Source organism: Flavobacterium pectinovorum, assembly GCF_900142715.1.
GTDB classification, from domain to species: Bacteria; Bacteroidota; Bacteroidia; order Flavobacteriales; family Flavobacteriaceae; genus Flavobacterium; species Flavobacterium pectinovorum.
Map to the genome: position 1 here is coordinate 235646 of NZ_FRBX01000004.1, position 18108 is coordinate 253753.

Below are 18108 nucleotides of genomic sequence, written 5' to 3' on the forward strand. Positions count from 1 at the left end.
ATGAAAAAAACTATTGCGGCATTTGACTTTGATGGTACAATTATAAAAAATGATTCGTTGTGGAGCTTTCTTAAATTTAGTATAAAAACACCAAATCTCATTCTTGGTTTAACTGTTTTGAGTCCGATATTAATACTATATAAACTTAATCTGTTCTCAAATTGGAAGGCAAAGCAAATGCTTTTTTCTTATTTTTATAAAGGAATGCCATTGAGGGAATTTGATGACTATTGTTCTCAATTTATGTTTTGTATTACTAAAAATGTTAATTCTGACGCATTAAGTAAAATCCTGAGCCATAGAAAAAATGGGGATGAGGTATTAATAATAAGTGCTTCGATTGAAAATTGGATTAAACCATGGGCTGATTCTCATGATCTAAATACGATACTTGCAACTAAAATTGAAATCGATAACAGCGGCTATATTACCGGGAGATTTCTTACCCCAAACTGTTATGGCAAAGAAAAAGTTTTAAGATTTTTATCTCTTTATCCAAATCGGAATGATTATATTCTTTATGGTTATGGAGATAGTAAAGGTGATAAAGAATTGCTAGGTTTGTCAGATTATTCATTTTATAGAAAGTTTAATTGATTTTATATGTTTAAATATTTAATTATCTTATTAAGTACATCAATGAGTGCTTTTGCACAATATTTTTTAAAAGTTGGTGTTGGAAGAACTAATCTATTAGACTCTTTTAAAAATCATAATTTGTTTTATACTTTAAAGATTGTTTTTACCGATTTTTATATAATTATTGGTTTTTCGCTGTATTTTTTAAGTGCTGTTTTTTGGCTATTTGTGTTGTCTAAATTTAATTTAAGTAAAGCATACCCCCTTGCTAGTTTAGGATACGTATTTACTCTTATGATTGGGTTTTATTTTTTAAATGAACCTGTTAATCTAATGAGTATTTTAGCAATAATTCTTATTATATCTGGTGTTTTTGTTTTATCCTACAGTAATTAAAAAATAAATGAAAAATAATTATTTTGTACTAGGTTTTGGTTTATTAACAGTGCCTTTTTTAATATTGTTCCTTAGCTCAATATTATTTATTTTGGGTTTTTCTTTAAATAGCTTTGTTTTTCCGGTAAGTATTTTTTTGTCATCAATAATGATATATAATTACTCGGAAAAAAAAAGGAATAATTTATTTTTACATTTTAAATCAGTTTTTGTTTTCTTATTAATAATACTTTTTTCTTTATTATTGTCTTTTCTTTTTTGGGACTATTCATATGATGGGCAATCATATCATCAAACTATTATATGCGTTTTAAAAGATGGATGGAATCCAATATATAATCATCATTCAGGATTTGAAACTTCAGATATTGCACTTTGGGTAGACCACTATGCAAAAGGAGTTGAAACAATTGCAGCTTGTATTTATTCTACTACCGGTAATATTGAATGCGGAAAGGCTGTAAATTTTATTATTATTATAGCATCGTTTTTCTTTGCACTTAATTTATTAGATGAATATTTTTCTTTTTTTAAATTAAGAAAGAAAATATTTATTTCTTTTTTACTTTCGATAAGCCCTGTTGTTATATGTCAATTTTTAACTTACTACATAGATTGGAGCTTATATTCACTATTACTTATATTGATTTCGACTTTATTTCTTCAAAGAAATATTAATAACTATTTTAAATATTTTACAATAGTCATCGTTATCTATCTTTCGACAGCTATTAAATTTAATATTTTGTTTTTTACTGGATTTGTAATTTTTGTTTATCTATGTTATTTGCTTGTGAGCAAAGATTACGTATTATTTAAAAATTCACTTTTTATAAGTTTTTCGGCTTTATTATTGGCAATCTGTACAGTAGGTATAAATCCATATATAACGAATACAATAGATCATAAAAACCCATTTTACCCTTTATTAGGTGGTGACTCTGTCGATATAATGACTAATCAAACACCAATTAATATGAGAGATAAATCTAGAGTAGAATCTATCTTTATTTCTTTATTTTCTGAAACAAATGCTTTAAAGACATCTGCCAGAGTTGTTTTTCCATTTTATTTGTCAACAAATGCGGTTAAAAATTCTGGTCAACCAGATGTAAGAGCAGGAGGTTTTGGAGTTTTTTTTAGTGGTATATTAGTTTTGTCATCGCTACTCTATGTGTTTTCATCTGTGAAAGAAGTAAAGAGAAGGTTTTATTTAAACGGAACTTTGTTACTTCTTTTTCTGTCAATTTTTATTTTGCCTTCAGGATGGTGGGCTAGATATGTACCATTTTTTTATACAATACCAATTGTTATGCTATTGTATAGTGAATGTTCAGATCAGCAAAGTTCTAGATTTAAATACTTGCGTTATAGTATTTATTGCTTTATGTTTTTAAACATTGGAGTTTCTTTTTTATCTGTTTGTGCTATTTCATTATTTTCACAAACCAAAACAAGTTTTTATCTTAATGTTGTTAGTGCTTCTGCTCCCGTAGATATTAATTTTGATAATAATACTGCATTTAAAATCAAATTAGACGAAAGTAAAATAGATTATAAAGAAGCTAGAAAACAAGCCCTAAATTTTGAAATTTTAAGCCCTACCATATATTTAAAAGAAGAACAGTTGAAATATAATAAAGTAGAAAAACCTTGGCTATTAAAAATATTAAAAAAATAAGAATATCCAAATTACATTTTACGAAGTTTTAAAAAATAAATGATTGAATGAAAAATTGTGTTTTTACCATTGTGGCAAAAAATTATATAGGATTAGCCGAAATATTAGGAGAATCTTTAAAGGAAAATAATGCGAATACGGATTTTTATATTATAGTGGCAGATTATTTTTCAGAAGACTTTGATATAGAGAAATTACCATCGAATATATTGGTAGCAAAAAATATGCTTAATATTTCAAGCCAACAATGGGTTGACATGAGCTTTAAATATGATTTAACGGAGTTTTGTACTTCAATCAAACCTGCTTCTTTTTCTTATTTTATTGAAAAAACTAATTATGAAAAAATAATTTATCTTGATCCAGATATTTATATATACGGTAGTTTGAATCCAATTTATGAAATGTTAGAAAGTCATTCCATTGTATTGACACCTCATATCGTGACTATTCAAGATACTTTCCAAGGTGAACGTTCTGAAAGTGGATTGATGAGTACTGGGGTTTTTAATCTAGGATTTTGCGCGATAAAGAGAAGTGATTCTGCAAAAAAAATGATTTCGTGGTGGCATGAAAGATTATTGGACAAATGTTTTATAGATTCATATGATACCTATTTTACGGATCAAAAATGGATGGATTTTTTACCTTGTTATTTTGATAGTGATGAATTATATATTTCTCGTCATTTGGGGATGAATATCGCTCCCTGGAATTTTTTTGAACGTGAAATTTATTCTGAAAAAGAATGTTTAAAAGTGCGTAATCGTGAGGCAAGTTCTTTAGATGGTGATTATCAGGTTATTTTTGTGCATTATTCTGGATATAATTATACTGAAATGAAAAGAGGGAATGTAATTCAGAACAATATTTCTAAGATAAAAAATTACGAAGATATAAAACTCTTGACTAATATTTACGCAAACGCAATTTCTAATAAAAGTGGTATATTTGATAAATTTATACGTGAAAAATATTCGTTTGGAACGTTTGAAAATGGAGATATTATAAAAGGATTTCATCGTCGCATTTATCGTTCTTTAGTTAACAAAGGATTAATTTTTGATAATCCTTTCTCAGTTGCTGGTGACTCTTTGTATCAAAAGCTAAAAACAAAAGGGATGACAAAAACTTCAGCAATAAATATTGATAAAGCAACAAAAGAGAATTTGCAAGGCGTTGGCAAAAAATTGAAAATTTTTAATACTGCTACAAGATGGCTATATAAATTAGTTGGATTAGATAGATACCTTCTTTTGATTCGATTAATGCGCTCATTTAGCCGTTTCGAAACGCAAATACATTTATTAACATCTGATTTCGATGAAGAAAATATCTCGTACTAAAGCTTTTTATATAGATACTTACGCTTTAGGATCATACCATGAAATGTTTAATTCATCGCTGATTTTAATGTGTTCTTTAATTTTTGAGGAAGTAGATTGTAGATTAAGCTCAAGTTCATTTAAAGTTTTTAAGAATTTGGTAAATGAAGAAATTCCAAATAACATACATTTTAAAAAAGTTTGTGTATTAACTGGGAAAGGTCGTTTTCAAATGCTCTGCAGATATTTATTTAGCGCCCTTCAAAATTTACGATATCTAATATTGGCTCCGAATGATGCAGTTTTAATATATCCCTATAATAATCTCTTCGGATTAAGACTTTTAAATTTTTTTAATAAAATTTGCAAAAAAAAGATTTTAATTTTTTGCCATGGTGAGATGGAAGAGATTGTTACAGATCTAAAAACTGGTGGTTTTCTTCATAGAACATTGACTTGGTTGTGTCATGACTTTTTTTTGAATCCTAAAGTGAAAATTTCTGAACAAATTCATTTTTCAGTGATGGGTGAAATGATAAAAGAAAATCTATCACAACTACTGCCAGAGGATAAAATTTCAAAATTCATATCAATCGATCATTCGTATATATTTAATGAAGTCGATCTTAAAGATAAGAAATATCTTGATTTATTTTGTATCGGAACTGTAGGTCTATTAAATGAAACTAAAGGAATGAACAACTTTATTGATTTTGTTTCTAAAATTGATCCAGTATACCAGCAAAAACTCCATATTTCTGTTACAGGTAAGGTTGAAAATAATGTTTCCATTCTAAAAGATTTTGGAATTGATATAATAGAGCAGGAAACTGCTATTACAAGAAATGAATTTGATAGACGTGTAGAAAAATTAGATCTATTACTTTTTTTCTATCCCATAAATAGTTACAAAATTACAGCTAGTGGGGCAATTATGGATGCAATTTTTAAAAAAAAGACTATTTTGGCTTTAGACAATGATTATTTTGCCTATGTTTTTAATAAATTCGGGGAATTTGGTTATATCAAAAATAGTGTTGATGAAATGATTAATCAATTGTATAAATTAATTGATGAAAAAGAAAAAAAAACATTTAATTTTAAACAATTGCAAGAAAAATTTGCACCTGAAGCAATTAGTGTACAATTGTTGACTGAATTGCGACGAATAGGTTATTTAAATTTCTGATAATGACATTTTATTTCCTAATTTTCGCAGTTTTAACTTTTTTTTCGTTTGTAGAGGTCTTTGGTTTAAAAAAAAAGGATAGTACATTTTTTTTTATCATTTTATCCTTTCTTTTGTTTTTGCTCTCCTTTCTTAGATGGGAAACAGGAACAGATTGGGAGCCTTATATGAATTTTTTTAACTCCAGTGATGAATGGTTTATCGAGGGCGACTTTGAGTGGGGTTTTGCACGATTTAACGAGTTTGTAAAAATATATTTTGATAACTATACTTTTTTTCTGTTTTTATTAGGTGCTATTATTTTTTATCTTCAAAGTGCTGCTATTCTGAAATTCAGTCCTTATCCAATATTGTCTCTTTTAGTTCTCTGGAGTACTATTTTTGGAAACGTTTTTTTTGTTAGGCAGACAGTAGCTACTGTTTTTCTTTTTTTTTCTATAAGGTATATACAGGAAAAGAAATTTTGGAGTTTTTTGTCAATGATTTTTTTAGCGATGTTATTTCATCGTACATCTATTGTTTTTATTATCGCATGGTGGATATACAAATTAAGACTAAAACCTATTACTTTAATTATTTATGTCGCAATAAGTCTTTCTCTTTCAGTATTGCTGGCTAAATTATTTGAAAGTTTGGGAGAGTTCGCCGGTGGTGTTGTGCAGCAAAAAATTGATTTATATTTAAGTGATAGTGAAAATTCTTTTGGTTCAAAAACTTCTGTAGCAGAAATAGTGGCAAAAGGAATCATAAACAAGATTTTTATATTTGGTATAGTCACCAGTATGCTAGGAAAAATAACAAATAAAGAGCCTGAATTTCGAGGATATTTTAATCTGTATTGGGCCGGAATTGTTATTTATTTTAGTGTCGTTTCAATATCTATAGTATTAGTGCGTTTTGCCCTTGTATATGATATGGTTTTAATAATTATAATCCCTTTTGTTTTAAAGTATACTGAAAATCTATATGGACGTTTTTTTATGTTTCTAATGTTTGTTTTTTATTTACTTGCTCGCTTTTATACTGCGCTTACTGGAAATTATATTGAATTATTTGTACCATTTAGAACAATATTTGGCTAGCAAAGCTAATATTCTTACAATTAAGTTTCTTAAATTAAAAGCCAATACCTTATTTTTAAAATAAATGAATCGAATTTTATTTATCACTGCATTTCCACCAAATAAGCTTACCGCAGGTCAAAATTATTCTAAAGAACTTCTTGGTTTGTTGTCAGAAGATTATAGAATAGATTTGATTTTTTTTTCATATCAAAATCATGAGATTGATGTTAATTTGAAAGTTAATGTTTTAAAAAATTTTAATGTTTCGACAGCTTCTAAAATTTATAGCTGGGGTCATTTTCCTTTTTTGCACCCTTTTTTTTTATTTAGATTTAGATTTAGACTATTATTGTTTTTAATAAAAAATGCTAAAAATTACAAGTTTTTATATTTTGACTTTTCGCAAATATTTATTTATTCCTTTTTTATAAAGAAATCATTTAAAATAATGATGTGTCACGATGTGATTTATCAGAAGTTAAAAAGAAAACGTTTTTTTTATTTTAATCCATTTAATTCACTATTATTTTTTACAGAGAAGTATATTTTAAAGTCTGCTGATTTACTTCTTACCTTCAGTAAAAAAGATCAGCAGCTATTAAAGAATAATTATAAATTGGATTCTAGTATTATTAATTTTTTTATAAATGATAAAATTAAATTTATTGATTATAATAAGGTTGATTTAAGTCTTAAGTTTTGTTTTTTTGGAGCTTGGAATAGGCCTGAAAATATGGATGGATTAATTTGGTTTACAGAGAATGTCCTGCCACATCTTAATGATGAATTTAAATTTGAAATTATTGGGCCAAGTATAAATAAAGAGTTTTTGTATAAAATTAAAGATAAAAAAAATATTCAATATTTGGGTTTTTTAGAAGATCCATATATGAAAATTGCTGAATGCCAAGCTTTAATTGCCCCTATCTTTCAAGGAGCTGGGGTTAAAGTTAAAGTTATAGAAGCATTAGCAACTGGCACACCGGTAATTGGGACTGAAGTCGCTTTTGAAGGAATTGATAATATTTATGAAGGGTCACTTTCATTATGTTATGATGCAAAAGATTTTATACGAACAATAAATACATTTAAAACAATTTCAATTGACGTTAAACAAAAGATTAAGAAATCTTTTGAAGTTTCTTACAAGAAGAATAAATTAAAAGATTTGTTGTCTAATATCTGATTTTTAAAATCTATTGAAATTGTTTTCTCTTATTAATAGTTTAATGAAAACTCTAAATGAGCAAAGCTTTTATAAATCTTAAAATGATTACAATAAAATATATAAATGAAAATTTCTCAATTCTTAAATAAGGATAATAATAATTTGGATTTAGTTCGTATTATACTTGCATGTTTAGTAATAGTTGGACATAGCGATGCAATTAATGGCTCAGGCAGTTATTGGATTGATCCTATTCAGCATTTTTTTAAATTTACGTATTCCGGCGCATTTGCGGTAAAATTGTTTTTTTTTATAAGTGGATTGGTTGTTACGAATAGTTATTTGTCTAAAAAAAGCGCAACATATTTTATTATTTCGCGAATTTTTCGAATAATGCCTGCGTTATTATTTGTATTGCTATTAACTGTTTTTATATTCGGTTTATTACTGACTAATCTAGATATCTATGACTACTTAGCGAGATTAGATTATCTTCGTTATATAAGACATAACTTGATATTTTACTCATATTATTTATTGCCTGGGGTTTTTACTGAAAATTTATATCCAAATATAGTAAACGGCTCTTTTTGGAGCTTACGATACGAGGTTGGATGTTATATTATTTTATTGATTTTATTTGTTTTATTAGGTAAAAAAAGTAAATACTATATTCTGATTCCAATTCTTTTAATATTTATCGATACATTCTTGCCTGCTAGATTTATTTTAGGTTTCATTGATAATAATCCTGAAAAGTATTTACTTCCTATATCTTTTGCCTATGGAGCTTTCTTTGCAATTATGTCAGATAAGATAGAAATAAACATCTATGTCGTTATTTTTTCATTGTTAGCATACATTGTTTTTAAAAACACAGTTTATATTGATCTTGTGTTTCTTTTTGCTTCTTGTAATATTTTGGTTTACCTTTCATCAAGGTTTTTTATTTTAAAATTAAAACCAAAATACGATATTTCATATGGAATTTATCTATGGGGATTTTTAATTCAACAAACAATTTTTCATTTTTTTGGTCATATTTATATTGGTTTTCATTGTTTGTTAGCAATTATATTTTCTGTAATACTTGCTCTAATAACATTTATATTCATTGAAAAACCATTTATAAAAATTGGAAAATCAATAATTACTCATGTTGATAACATTAAAGGTGTAAAAAAACTAAATTTTTAAGATTAGAAAAGATTAAATAAATGAATGCAAAAAAAACTTTGTGGATAGTTTTATACAGAAATGAAATTTAAATTTCACAAAAGGTGATAAACTCGTATTTAAATACATATTTACATGTAAAATTGTATTTAATTGACAACTCTCCGACAAATGTATAAGAACCTAAGAATTGAATATATACATAATCCAGCCAATCCTGAACTTGGATCTTTGCATATGTAGTAATTCAACAAGCAATCGATTTATGCTCAAAATACAATTTCATTGTTAATGCTGATATTTATTTTACAGGAGATATAGATATAGTTAAAGCTATGGTTGAATATATTTCAAACGATGAAATTATCGGTATGATGATGCCACAAGTTTTAAATGAAGATTGAAGTATACAAAACTTGCCAAAACTTTTGACATCTCCACTTAGTTTTGTCTGGAGAAAAATTAAAAGGCCTAAAAACACGTATCTTAAATTTATAAATGAGTATGAATTGCGAGAGGTACCAAAAGATTTTATTTATAATATACCCTATTCTTTCTGGATGCAAATACTAAATTTATATTTTAGATAATAACCAATAACCACGGAAGTTATGACGATTTTGGAGATCATCTAATGAGTATTCCAATTAAAAGAGAACTAATTCGTAAGCCTTTTACTACTGAAGATAATGTATGACTCGGTGAATCAGTTTGTGTATTACCTGAAGTTAATACTCGAACTGGGAGTAACATTGGAGGATTATCATGGTCCAAAAGATATACCTACATATTCTATAGCATTACGAAATCCTGGAAAAGTTGTGAAAAAATATAATTTTGAAATAAACAAATGATTAAAATATAAAAAAAATAAAATTATGAAAGTGACCAGAAGTTATTTGGCAGATTTGATTCTTGATAAATTGGTTTTATCAAAAGAGAAATTAAAAGAAGAATTTAATCAAACAGGCAGGATTAATTCTTGTTATATAGATGATCTTTTACCAGAAGAGATAGCTAAAGAAATATATGAAGCATATCCTTCTCCTGAGGAAATGGCATTGCATAAGTCTTTAAGAGAAAACAAACGAATTGCGGCACAAATGGATTTGTATAATCCGTTATTAGAAGAGGCTGTTTTTGCATTTCAAGATGAAAGAATTGTAGAAATTGTAGAAGAGATTACTGGTTTAAAAGAAATGATTCCTGATGAAAAACTTTATGCGGGTGGTATTAGTTTGATGGCTACAGGTAATTTTTTAAATCCGCATCTGGATAATTCCCATGATAATGACAGGGAAAACTATCGTGTTTTGAATTTATTGTATTATGTAACGCCAGATTGGGATATCAATAATGGAGGGAATTTAGAACTTTGGGATAATGGGATGGGAAAACCACAAAGAGTTATTCATTCTAAATTTAATCGTTTAGTTTTAATGGTAACAAATAAAACTTCTATCCATTCTGTAAGTAAAGTTACAGCGGATGGGAAAAGATGTTGTGTTTCAAATTATTATTTTTCAAAAAAACCAGCTGAAGCATCAGAGTATTTTCATGTAACATCATTTTATGGTAGGCCTGATGAACAAGTTAAGAATGTTTTTTTAAGAGCGGATGCATTTTTAAGACAAATGGTTAGAAAGTTTACAGGAAAGAGAATAGTTGAAACAAAGCATATTTATAAAAAATAACCCTGAATGTTGTCACTAAGCAATGCTTCAGCCTCTATTGTATTATATAATACAGATAAAAGTGAATTATCTAGGGTAATAGATAGTATTTTTAGAACAAAAACAAATTTGCCATTATATTTAATTGATAATTCTTTAACTGATGATCTGAAAGTTTTTTTAGATTATAATTCACAAATAAAATACATTCATAATCCCTCTAATCCAGGTTTTGGTGCTTCGCATAATATTGCTATTCAGAAGTCAATAGAACAAGGAGCCAAATATCATTTTATTGTTAATCCTGATATTTATTTTGATGAGGATGTTATTTCTCCGATGATCGATTTCATGGAAAATGATGCGTCAATTGGTATGATGATGCCACAAATATTAAATTTAGACGGAACCGTTCAAAATTTACCAAAATTATTGCCAAGCCCAATTGATATTTTGTGGAGAAAATTAAAGAAACCTCAAAAGGCCTATGACAAATTCATCAATCAATATGAATTAAGGCAAGTAGCAAAAAATATGATTTATAATGCTCCCGTCCTTTCAGGATGCTTTACATTATTAAATTTAGAAGCTATTAAAAAAGTTGGAATGTATGATGATAAATTTTTCATGTATTTTGAAGATTGGGATTTGTCAAGAAGAATTCATCAACAATATAAAACAATATATTTTCCATTAGTATCTGTTTATCATGGATATGATTCCGGAGCTAATAAAAGTAGTAGATTATTTAAGATTTTTTTAAATTCTGCAGTGACTTATTTTAATAAATGGGGATGGTTTTTAGATAGTGAAAGAGAGAAGATTAATAAAAACGCATTATCTCAATTTATATAGATGAAAATAAACATTACAGGTTCATCCGGATTTGTTGGTAAAAATCTTTCTCATTATTTGTCAATTAATTTTTTTTCGATTGAAAAAATTTCTTTGCGAGATTTAAATTGGAAAAATAATCTGACCGGAGATGCAATTATCCATTTAGCGGGAAAGGCACACGATACAAAAAATACCAGTCAGGCATCTGAATATTTTGAAGTTAACACAAATCTAACTAAAGAATTATTTGATGAATTTTTAAAAAGTGATGTTAAAGATTTTATCTATTTCAGCAGCGTTAAGGCAGTTGCAGATGAAGTGTTAGAGATATTATATGAAGATACTCACCCAAATCCTAAGACGGCATACGGACAATCTAAACTACAAGCCGAAGATTATATTTTGTCTAAACAAATTCCCGAAGGGAAAAGGATTCTTATTATTAGGCCCTGTATGATTCATGGTCCAGGAAATAAAGGTAATTTGAATTTGTTATATCAATTAGTTTCAAAAGGTCTGCCATGGCCACTTGGTGCTTTTGAGAACCAACGTTCCTTTTTAAGTATTGAAAATCTTTGTTTCGTTATTAAAGAGTTATTAGAAAACGAAAGAATCCCTTCAGGAGTTTATCAGGTAGCTGATGATAAATCTTTATCTACAAATGAATTAATTAAATTACTAGGTGAAACCTTAGGTAAAAAAAGTCTAATCTGGGATGTTAATTCTTTATTTATAAAAGCTGTAGCAAAAATTGGAGATTTTTTGAGTTTACCCTTGAATTCAGAACGTTTGGAAAAACTCACAGAAAATTATCTAGTAAGTAATGAGAAAATAGTTAAGGTTATTGGAAAAGCATTACCAATATCGGCTGAAATTGGACTAATGAAGACTTTTGAATCTTTTAAGAAAAAAAATAAAAAAAAATGAAAATTGCACTTATAACAGGAATTACAGGACAAGATGGATCATATTTGGCAGAATTATTATTAGAGAAAGGTTATATGGTTCATGGAGTTAAAAGAAGAGCTTCTTCTTTTAACACACAACGTATTGATCATATTTATCAAGATCAACACGAAGTTCATGTAAATTTTAAGTTGCATTATGGAGATTTGACAGATTCTACTAATATCATTCGAATTATTCAAGAAGTTCAGCCTGATGAAATCTATAATTTGGGAGCTATGAGTCATGTGAAAGTTTCTTTTGACTCTCCGGAATATGTTGCAAATGTTGATGGTATTGGGACACTAAGAATTTTAGAAGCAGTACGCATTTTAGGATTAGAAAAGAAAACACGTATTTATCAGGCATCGACCTCTGAATTATACGGTGGCTTGGCTGAGAATAAAAATGCAAAAGGACTTTATGATGAGCATTCACCATTTTATCCACGCTCACCTTATGGAGCAGCAAAAATTTATGGTTTTTGGATTACAAAAAATTACCGTGAAGCCTATGGAATGTTTGCTTGTAATGGAATTTTATTTAACCACGAATCACCACGAAGAGGGGAAACATTTGTGACTCGTAAAATTACAATGGCAACTGCTGCTATTGCTTTAGGAGAACAAGATTGTTTATACTTAGGAAATTTAGATGCACAGCGTGACTGGGGACATGCCAAAGATTACGTAGAAGCAATGTGGAGAATCTTGCAGCAGGAAGTTGCTGAGGATTATGTAATAGCAATGGGAGAGACTACTTACGTGCGTGATTTTGTTAAAATGTCATTTGCAGAAGTAGGAGTAGAAATTGAATTTAGAGGAGAAGGAGTAGATGAAAAAGGATATGTAGCTTCTTGTAGTAATCCTGCATATAAACTTGAGATTGGTAAACAAATTATTGCTGTTGACCCACAATATTTCCGTCCTACGGAAGTGGACTTGCTTATTGGAGATCCAACAAAATCGAAAACTCAATTAGGTTGGGTGCCTAAATATGATTTAGCTGGTCTAGTGAAAGAAATGATGGCATCAGATATTCAGAATGTTAAAAAAGAAAAGATGCTAAAAGAAGTAAGATCGATTATTAAATATTAATTTAGATAAATCAGGATTATTTTATTCTTGAATTAGAAATAAGCATTATGAATTTAAATGATAAAATATACATAGCTGGACACCGAGGAATGGTAGGTTCGGCTATTTTACGTCAATTAAAAGCCAAAGGTTTTACCAATTTTATTTTAAAAACTTCTTTAGAGCTTGATCTTAGAAATCAACAAGCTGTAGCTGATTTTTTTCAAAGTGAAAAACCAGATTATGTCTTTTTAGCTGCAGCAAAAGTTGGAGGAATTATTGCTAATAATACTTATAGAGGAGATTTTATTTACGAAAACTTGATGATTCAAAATAATGTTATTCATCAATCGTATATAAACAAAGTAAAAAAATTAATGTTTTTGGGCTCTTCTTGTATATACCCTAAAATGGCGCCACAGCCATTAAAAGAAGAATATATGCTAACTGGAGAATTAGAGACAACAAATGAACCTTACGCAATTGCAAAAATTGCTGGAATTAAAATGTGTGATGCATATAGAGATCAGTTTGGTTGTAATTTTATTTCAGTTATGCCGACTAATTTATATGGCCCCAATGACAATTACGATCTAAAGAATTCTCATGTATTGCCAGCGATGTTAAGAAAATTTATCACAGCTAAACATAATGGAGATGCTTCCGTAACTATTTGGGGGACCGGTAATCCAAAACGTGAGTTTTTACATGCTGATGATCTTGCAGAGGCTTGTGTATTTTTAATGGAGAACTATAATGAGTCAGGATTAGTTAATATTGGAGTTGGTGAAGATATTTCAATTTTAGATTTGGCAATTTTGGTTAAAAAAATAGTTAGTTTTGAAGGAGAAATTTTGACTGATACCACTAAGCCAGATGGTACTCCACGTAAATTAATGGATGTTTCAAAATTAAGCAGTTTTGGTTGGAAGGCAAAAACTACTCTTGAAGAGGGAATTCAGAAAGTGTATGATGAAATAAAAAATACTAATTGGGAATAATTTCATAATAATGGAATACACAATAATAGGAATCCTTTTAATGATTATAATGCTACTCTATTTCAAGGTAGCTGACAAGTTTAATATCATTGATAAACCCAATCAAAGAAGTTCACATAGCGAAATTACCTTAAGAGGTGGAGGAATTATTTTTTGGTTCTCTGCCTTGCTTTATTTTGTACAGCATTTTCAGAATAACTACTTTTTCTTTACCGGAATTACATTGGTAAGTTTAGTTAGTTTTTGGGATGATATTCAAAACCTTTCAAATAAAATTCGAATTTCAGTTCATTTTATTTCGATAACCTTAATTTTTTACGACTTGGGATTGTTTAATCTCGTTCCTTTATGGGGAGTAATAATAGCTTATGTTTTAGCTATCGGACTAATTAATGCCTATAATTTCATGGATGGAATTAATGGTATTACAGGTTTGTATACTTTAGTTGTAATGGGTTCATTATTATATGTAAATACAAAGATTCAGCTTTTTACCGATGGTAGTTTTATAAAATATGCAATGATTGCAAGCGTAGTTTTCTTGTTCTTTAATTACAGAAAAAAAGCTAAATGTTTTGCTGGTGATGTAGGTAGTATTGCAATCGCTTTTTGGGTAATTTATTTGGTGTTAAAGCTTATTCTGATAACAAATTCGGTTATCTGGCTTTTATTTTTAGCTGTTTATGGGGTAGACGCTATTTGTACCATATTACATCGACTATATTTAAAACAAAATATTTTCGAAGCGCATCGTTTACATCTTTATCAGGTATTAAGTAACGAATATAAAATTCAGCATAGATTAGTTTCATTATATTATGCACTGGCACAAATAGTAATCTCTGTTTTGGTTATTTATTTTTATCAAAAAACACAAGACTTATATTTATTTGTATTTATAATTACTCCTCTGCTTTTAGTATATACTTTAAAATTTTATTTATTAAATAAAAATAATTTGAAAGTTAATATATGATTCCTAAAATAATTCAGGGTGGAAATTTTTCAGATCATCGAGGAACTATTTCATTTGTAAATGATTTTAGTTTTAAAGATATCGAGAGGTTTTACATTATTAGTAATTCAGATGAAAATCCAATTCGTGCATGGCAAGGACATAAATTAGATGCTAAAAATTTCTATTGCTTAAACGGATCTTTTAAAATTCATTTTGTAAAAATTGATAATTGGGAAAACCCTTCAAAAGATTTAGTTATAGAAACAATATTTGTTTCTGATTCAGAAAGTAAAATTGTTCATATACCGGCTGGTTATGCAAATGCAATAGAATCTCTTCAAACAAATTCAAAATTAATTTCCTTTTCTACTTTACCATTAGAAAATGTCGGCGATGATGATGTTCGTTATAATTCAGATTATTGGAAAATAAATGGATAATAAACGAATTTATTTATCCCTTTCACAACAAAGTGGTTTTGAACAAGAATATATTCAAAAGGCACTAGAAACAAACTGGCTTACTTCTGGTGGACCAAATGTTGATGATTTTGAAAATAAATTGCAAAATTATTTTTCTGAGGAATCATTCATTACAGCTTTAAACTCAGGAACTTCAGCCATACATTTGGCTTTAATTTTATTAGGAGTAAAAGCCGGAGATGAGGTTATTTGTCAGACTCTGACGTTTTCGGCATCAGCCAATCCTGTTTTATATCAGGGAGCAATTCCTGTTTTTGTAGATAGTGAACCTGATACTTGGAATATTAGTCCGGAATTTCTTGAAATTGCTATAAAAGATAGAATCAAAAAAGGAAAGAAACCCAAAGCAATAATTACTGTTCATTTATATGGAAATCCGTATAAGGTTGAAGACATACATGCTATTGCAAAACGCTATAATATTCCAATAATTGAAGATAGTGCAGAAGCGCTTGGGAGCTCTTATAAAGGTAAAAAATGTGGAACTTTTGGAACTTTTGGAATTCTTTCATTTAATGGAAATAAAATTATTACAACTTCCAGTGGAGGTGCATTAATTTCAAATTCAAAAGAATCAAAAGAAAAAGCGATTTTTTACGCAACCCAGTCAAAAGATGTTGCCGTGCATTATCAGCATAGTGAAGTTGGTTATAATTACAGAATGAGTAATGTATGTGCAGGTATTGGATTGGGACAAATTAAAATGCTTGAAAATAATATTTCAGCAAGAAGAGCAACACATTTTTTTTATAAGGATCTTTTTGATAGTATTAAAAATGTAACTCTTTTTGAAGTATTACATGAAGATTATTTTTCTAACTATTGGTTAAATGCAATTTTGGTTGAGCCAATTTTGGAAAAAAATATAAATAGCGAAAATTTGCGACTTGCTTTTGAAAAAGCAAATATTGAATGTCGGCCACTTTGGAAACCAATGCACCTACAGCCAATTTTCATGGAATATCCTTATTACGGTAATAAAATTGCTGAGGACTTATTTTTAAAAGGTCTTTGTCTGCCTTCCGGATCAAATTTGACAAAAGAGGATAAAATTAGAATTGAAGAAGTTATCAAAACCTTTTTTGATTATTAAATAGAAATAAGAATTACATTTTTAATATGAAAATTGAAGAAACATTTATAAAAGATTTAGTGGTTGTAGAACCAACTATTTTTGGTGATGAAAGAGGTTATTTTTTTGAATCCTATAGCAAAACTAAATTTGAAAATTTAGGAATTAATATTGAATTTGTTCAGGATAATCAGTCCTTTTCAAAAAAAGGTACTTTAAGAGGTTTGCATTATCAAAATCCACCTTTTGCGCAAACAAAATTGGTTCGTGTTTTAGAAGGTGAAATAATTGATGTTGCAGTAGATTTAAGAAAAGATTCTCCCACTTACGGGAAATCATTTAGTGTTTTATTATCAGCAGAAAACAAAAAACAATTACTAGTTCCTCAAGGATTTGCACACGGTTTTTCGGTTATTAGCGAAACAGCTTCTGTAATGTATAAATGTGATCAATTTTATAATAAATCATCTGAAGGCGGAATTAAATACGATGATCCATCACTTAATATCGATTGGGGTATGAATTTAGAAGATGCAATAGTTTCTGAAAAAGATCAGATACTTCCTTTTATCGAAAATTGTAATAGTTTATTTTAATGAAAAAAATTCTTGTAACAGGAGCAAACGGACAATTAGGATCTGAACTCAATGTTTTATCCATGAATTATCCAAATTATCAATGGATATTTGCAGACAGAACGAAAGTCACACTAGATAACCTCGATCTTTTGAATACACAATTAGAGAGTATTCAACCTAATATAATTTTAAATTGTGGTGCTTATACGGCGGTTGATAAAGCAGAGGCTGAAAAAGAATTAGCATTTACAATTAACAATTTAGCTGTTGAATTAATAGCCAAATATGCTTCGGAGAATAATGTAAAATTAATTCATATTTCTACAGATTATGTTTTTGATGGATCTTCAGCTATTGCATTAAATGAAGAAGCACCCACCAACCCCATAAATGTTTATGGAGAAAGTAAGTTGGCTGGTGAAATAGCATGTTTAAATAATTGTCCTGATTCAATTATTATTAGAACTTCTTGGGTATATAGTAAGTTTGGCAATAATTTTGTTAAGACAATACAAAGATTAATGCAGGAAAGAGAATCGATTAATGTCGTTAATGACCAAATTGGTTCGCCAACTTATGCTGCAGATTTGGCTCAGGCGATGATTGATATCTTGGAATCTTCAAACTGGGTTCCGGGTATTTACAATTATTCAAACGAAGGAGAAATAAGTTGGTACGAGTTTGCGTTGAGCATAAAAGAATTTGGAGGTTATAATTGTAATGTTGGTGGAATTCCATCATCTTCATATCCAACTCCTGCAAAAAGACCCGAGTTTTCATTGTTAGATAAGAAAAAAATTAAAGCTATTTATAATTTAAATATTCCCAATTATAAAGATAGCTTAAGAAAAATGTTTATATAGATTAAAGATGATTTTAAGATTTGACTTTAATGTTTTAGCATTGGA

Annotated in this window: 18 protein-coding genes; all 18 read left to right on the forward strand. The window is 28.5% G+C overall.

Features of this window, described 5'->3' with window-relative positions; translation table 11 throughout:
* A complete protein-coding gene (locus BUE22_RS14755) occupies positions 1–597 on the forward strand; it encodes an HAD-IB family hydrolase (protein ID WP_073395860.1) in 597 nt (198 codons plus the stop codon).
* A 6-nt stretch (positions 598–603) separates the two neighbouring features.
* Positions 604–975 carry an EamA family transporter gene (locus tag BUE22_RS14760; protein ID WP_073395863.1) on the forward strand — a complete coding sequence of 124 codons (372 nt, stop codon included), beginning with the start codon at positions 604–606 and terminating at the stop codon, positions 973–975.
* Positions 976–982: 7 nt separating this feature from the next.
* On the forward strand, positions 983–2656 hold the full coding sequence (locus tag BUE22_RS14765) for a hypothetical protein (protein ID WP_073395866.1): 1674 nt from the start codon (positions 983–985) through the stop codon (positions 2654–2656).
* 47 nt (positions 2657–2703) lie between these two features.
* Positions 2704–4002, forward strand: coding sequence for a glycosyltransferase (locus BUE22_RS14770; RefSeq protein WP_073395869.1), 1299 nt, complete (start codon positions 2704–2706; stop codon positions 4000–4002).
* On the forward strand, positions 3980–5170 hold the full coding sequence (locus BUE22_RS14775) for a glycosyltransferase (RefSeq protein ID WP_073395872.1): 1191 nt from the start codon (positions 3980–3982) through the stop codon (positions 5168–5170). The genes BUE22_RS14770 and BUE22_RS14775 overlap by 23 nt, the downstream gene beginning before the upstream one ends.
* Positions 5171–5172: 2 nt before the next feature.
* Positions 5173–6252: an EpsG family protein gene (locus BUE22_RS14780; protein WP_073395876.1), complete on the forward strand. Its 1080-nt coding sequence runs from the start codon at positions 5173–5175 to the stop codon at positions 6250–6252.
* A 64-nt stretch (positions 6253–6316) separates the two neighbouring features.
* Complete coding sequence (locus BUE22_RS14785) at positions 6317–7420, forward strand: glycosyltransferase (RefSeq protein WP_073395879.1); 1104 nt, start codon at positions 6317–6319, stop codon at positions 7418–7420.
* A gap of 105 nt (positions 7421–7525) precedes the next feature.
* Complete coding sequence (locus BUE22_RS14790; protein ID WP_073395882.1) at positions 7526–8599, forward strand: acyltransferase family protein; 1074 nt, start codon at positions 7526–7528, stop codon at positions 8597–8599.
* An 857-nt stretch (positions 8600–9456) separates the two neighbouring features.
* Positions 9457–10272 (forward strand): 2OG-Fe(II) oxygenase, encoded by an 816-nt coding sequence (locus tag BUE22_RS14795; RefSeq protein ID WP_073395885.1) that lies wholly within the window; start codon positions 9457–9459, stop codon positions 10270–10272.
* Between the two features lie 6 nt (positions 10273–10278).
* On the forward strand, positions 10279–11106 hold the full coding sequence (locus BUE22_RS14800) for a glycosyltransferase (protein ID WP_073395888.1): 828 nt from the start codon (positions 10279–10281) through the stop codon (positions 11104–11106).
* Positions 11107–12015, forward strand: a complete 909-nt coding sequence (locus tag BUE22_RS14805) for an NAD-dependent epimerase/dehydratase family protein (RefSeq protein ID WP_073395891.1) — start codon at positions 11107–11109, stop codon at positions 12013–12015. It begins immediately after the preceding gene.
* Entirely contained in the window at positions 12012–13130 is a 1119-nt protein-coding gene (gmd, locus tag BUE22_RS14810; RefSeq protein WP_073395894.1) for a GDP-mannose 4,6-dehydratase, read from the forward strand. The genes BUE22_RS14805 and gmd overlap by 4 nt, the downstream gene beginning before the upstream one ends.
* 47 nt (positions 13131–13177) lie before the next feature.
* On the forward strand, positions 13178–14110 hold the full coding sequence (locus BUE22_RS14815) for a GDP-L-fucose synthase family protein (protein ID WP_073395897.1): 933 nt from the start codon (positions 13178–13180) through the stop codon (positions 14108–14110).
* Positions 14111–14120: 10 nt separating this feature from the next.
* Positions 14121–15086, forward strand: coding sequence for an MraY family glycosyltransferase (locus tag BUE22_RS14820; RefSeq protein WP_073395900.1), 966 nt, complete (start codon positions 14121–14123; stop codon positions 15084–15086).
* Complete coding sequence (locus BUE22_RS14825; protein WP_073395903.1) at positions 15083–15508, forward strand: WxcM-like domain-containing protein; 426 nt, start codon at positions 15083–15085, stop codon at positions 15506–15508. Before BUE22_RS14820 ends, BUE22_RS14825 begins: the two co-directional genes overlap by 4 nt.
* Positions 15501–16643 carry a DegT/DnrJ/EryC1/StrS family aminotransferase gene (locus BUE22_RS14830; protein ID WP_073395906.1) on the forward strand — a complete coding sequence of 381 codons (1143 nt, stop codon included), beginning with the start codon at positions 15501–15503 and terminating at the stop codon, positions 16641–16643. The genes BUE22_RS14825 and BUE22_RS14830 overlap by 8 nt, the downstream gene beginning before the upstream one ends.
* A 26-nt stretch (positions 16644–16669) precedes the next feature.
* A complete protein-coding gene (gene rfbC, locus BUE22_RS14835) occupies positions 16670–17218 on the forward strand; it encodes a dTDP-4-dehydrorhamnose 3,5-epimerase (RefSeq protein WP_073395909.1) in 549 nt (182 codons plus the stop codon).
* Entirely contained in the window at positions 17218–18063 is an 846-nt protein-coding gene (gene rfbD, locus BUE22_RS14840) for a dTDP-4-dehydrorhamnose reductase (protein WP_073395912.1), read from the forward strand. Before rfbC ends, rfbD begins: the two co-directional genes overlap by 1 nt.
* Positions 18064–18108 lie beyond the last annotated feature (45 nt).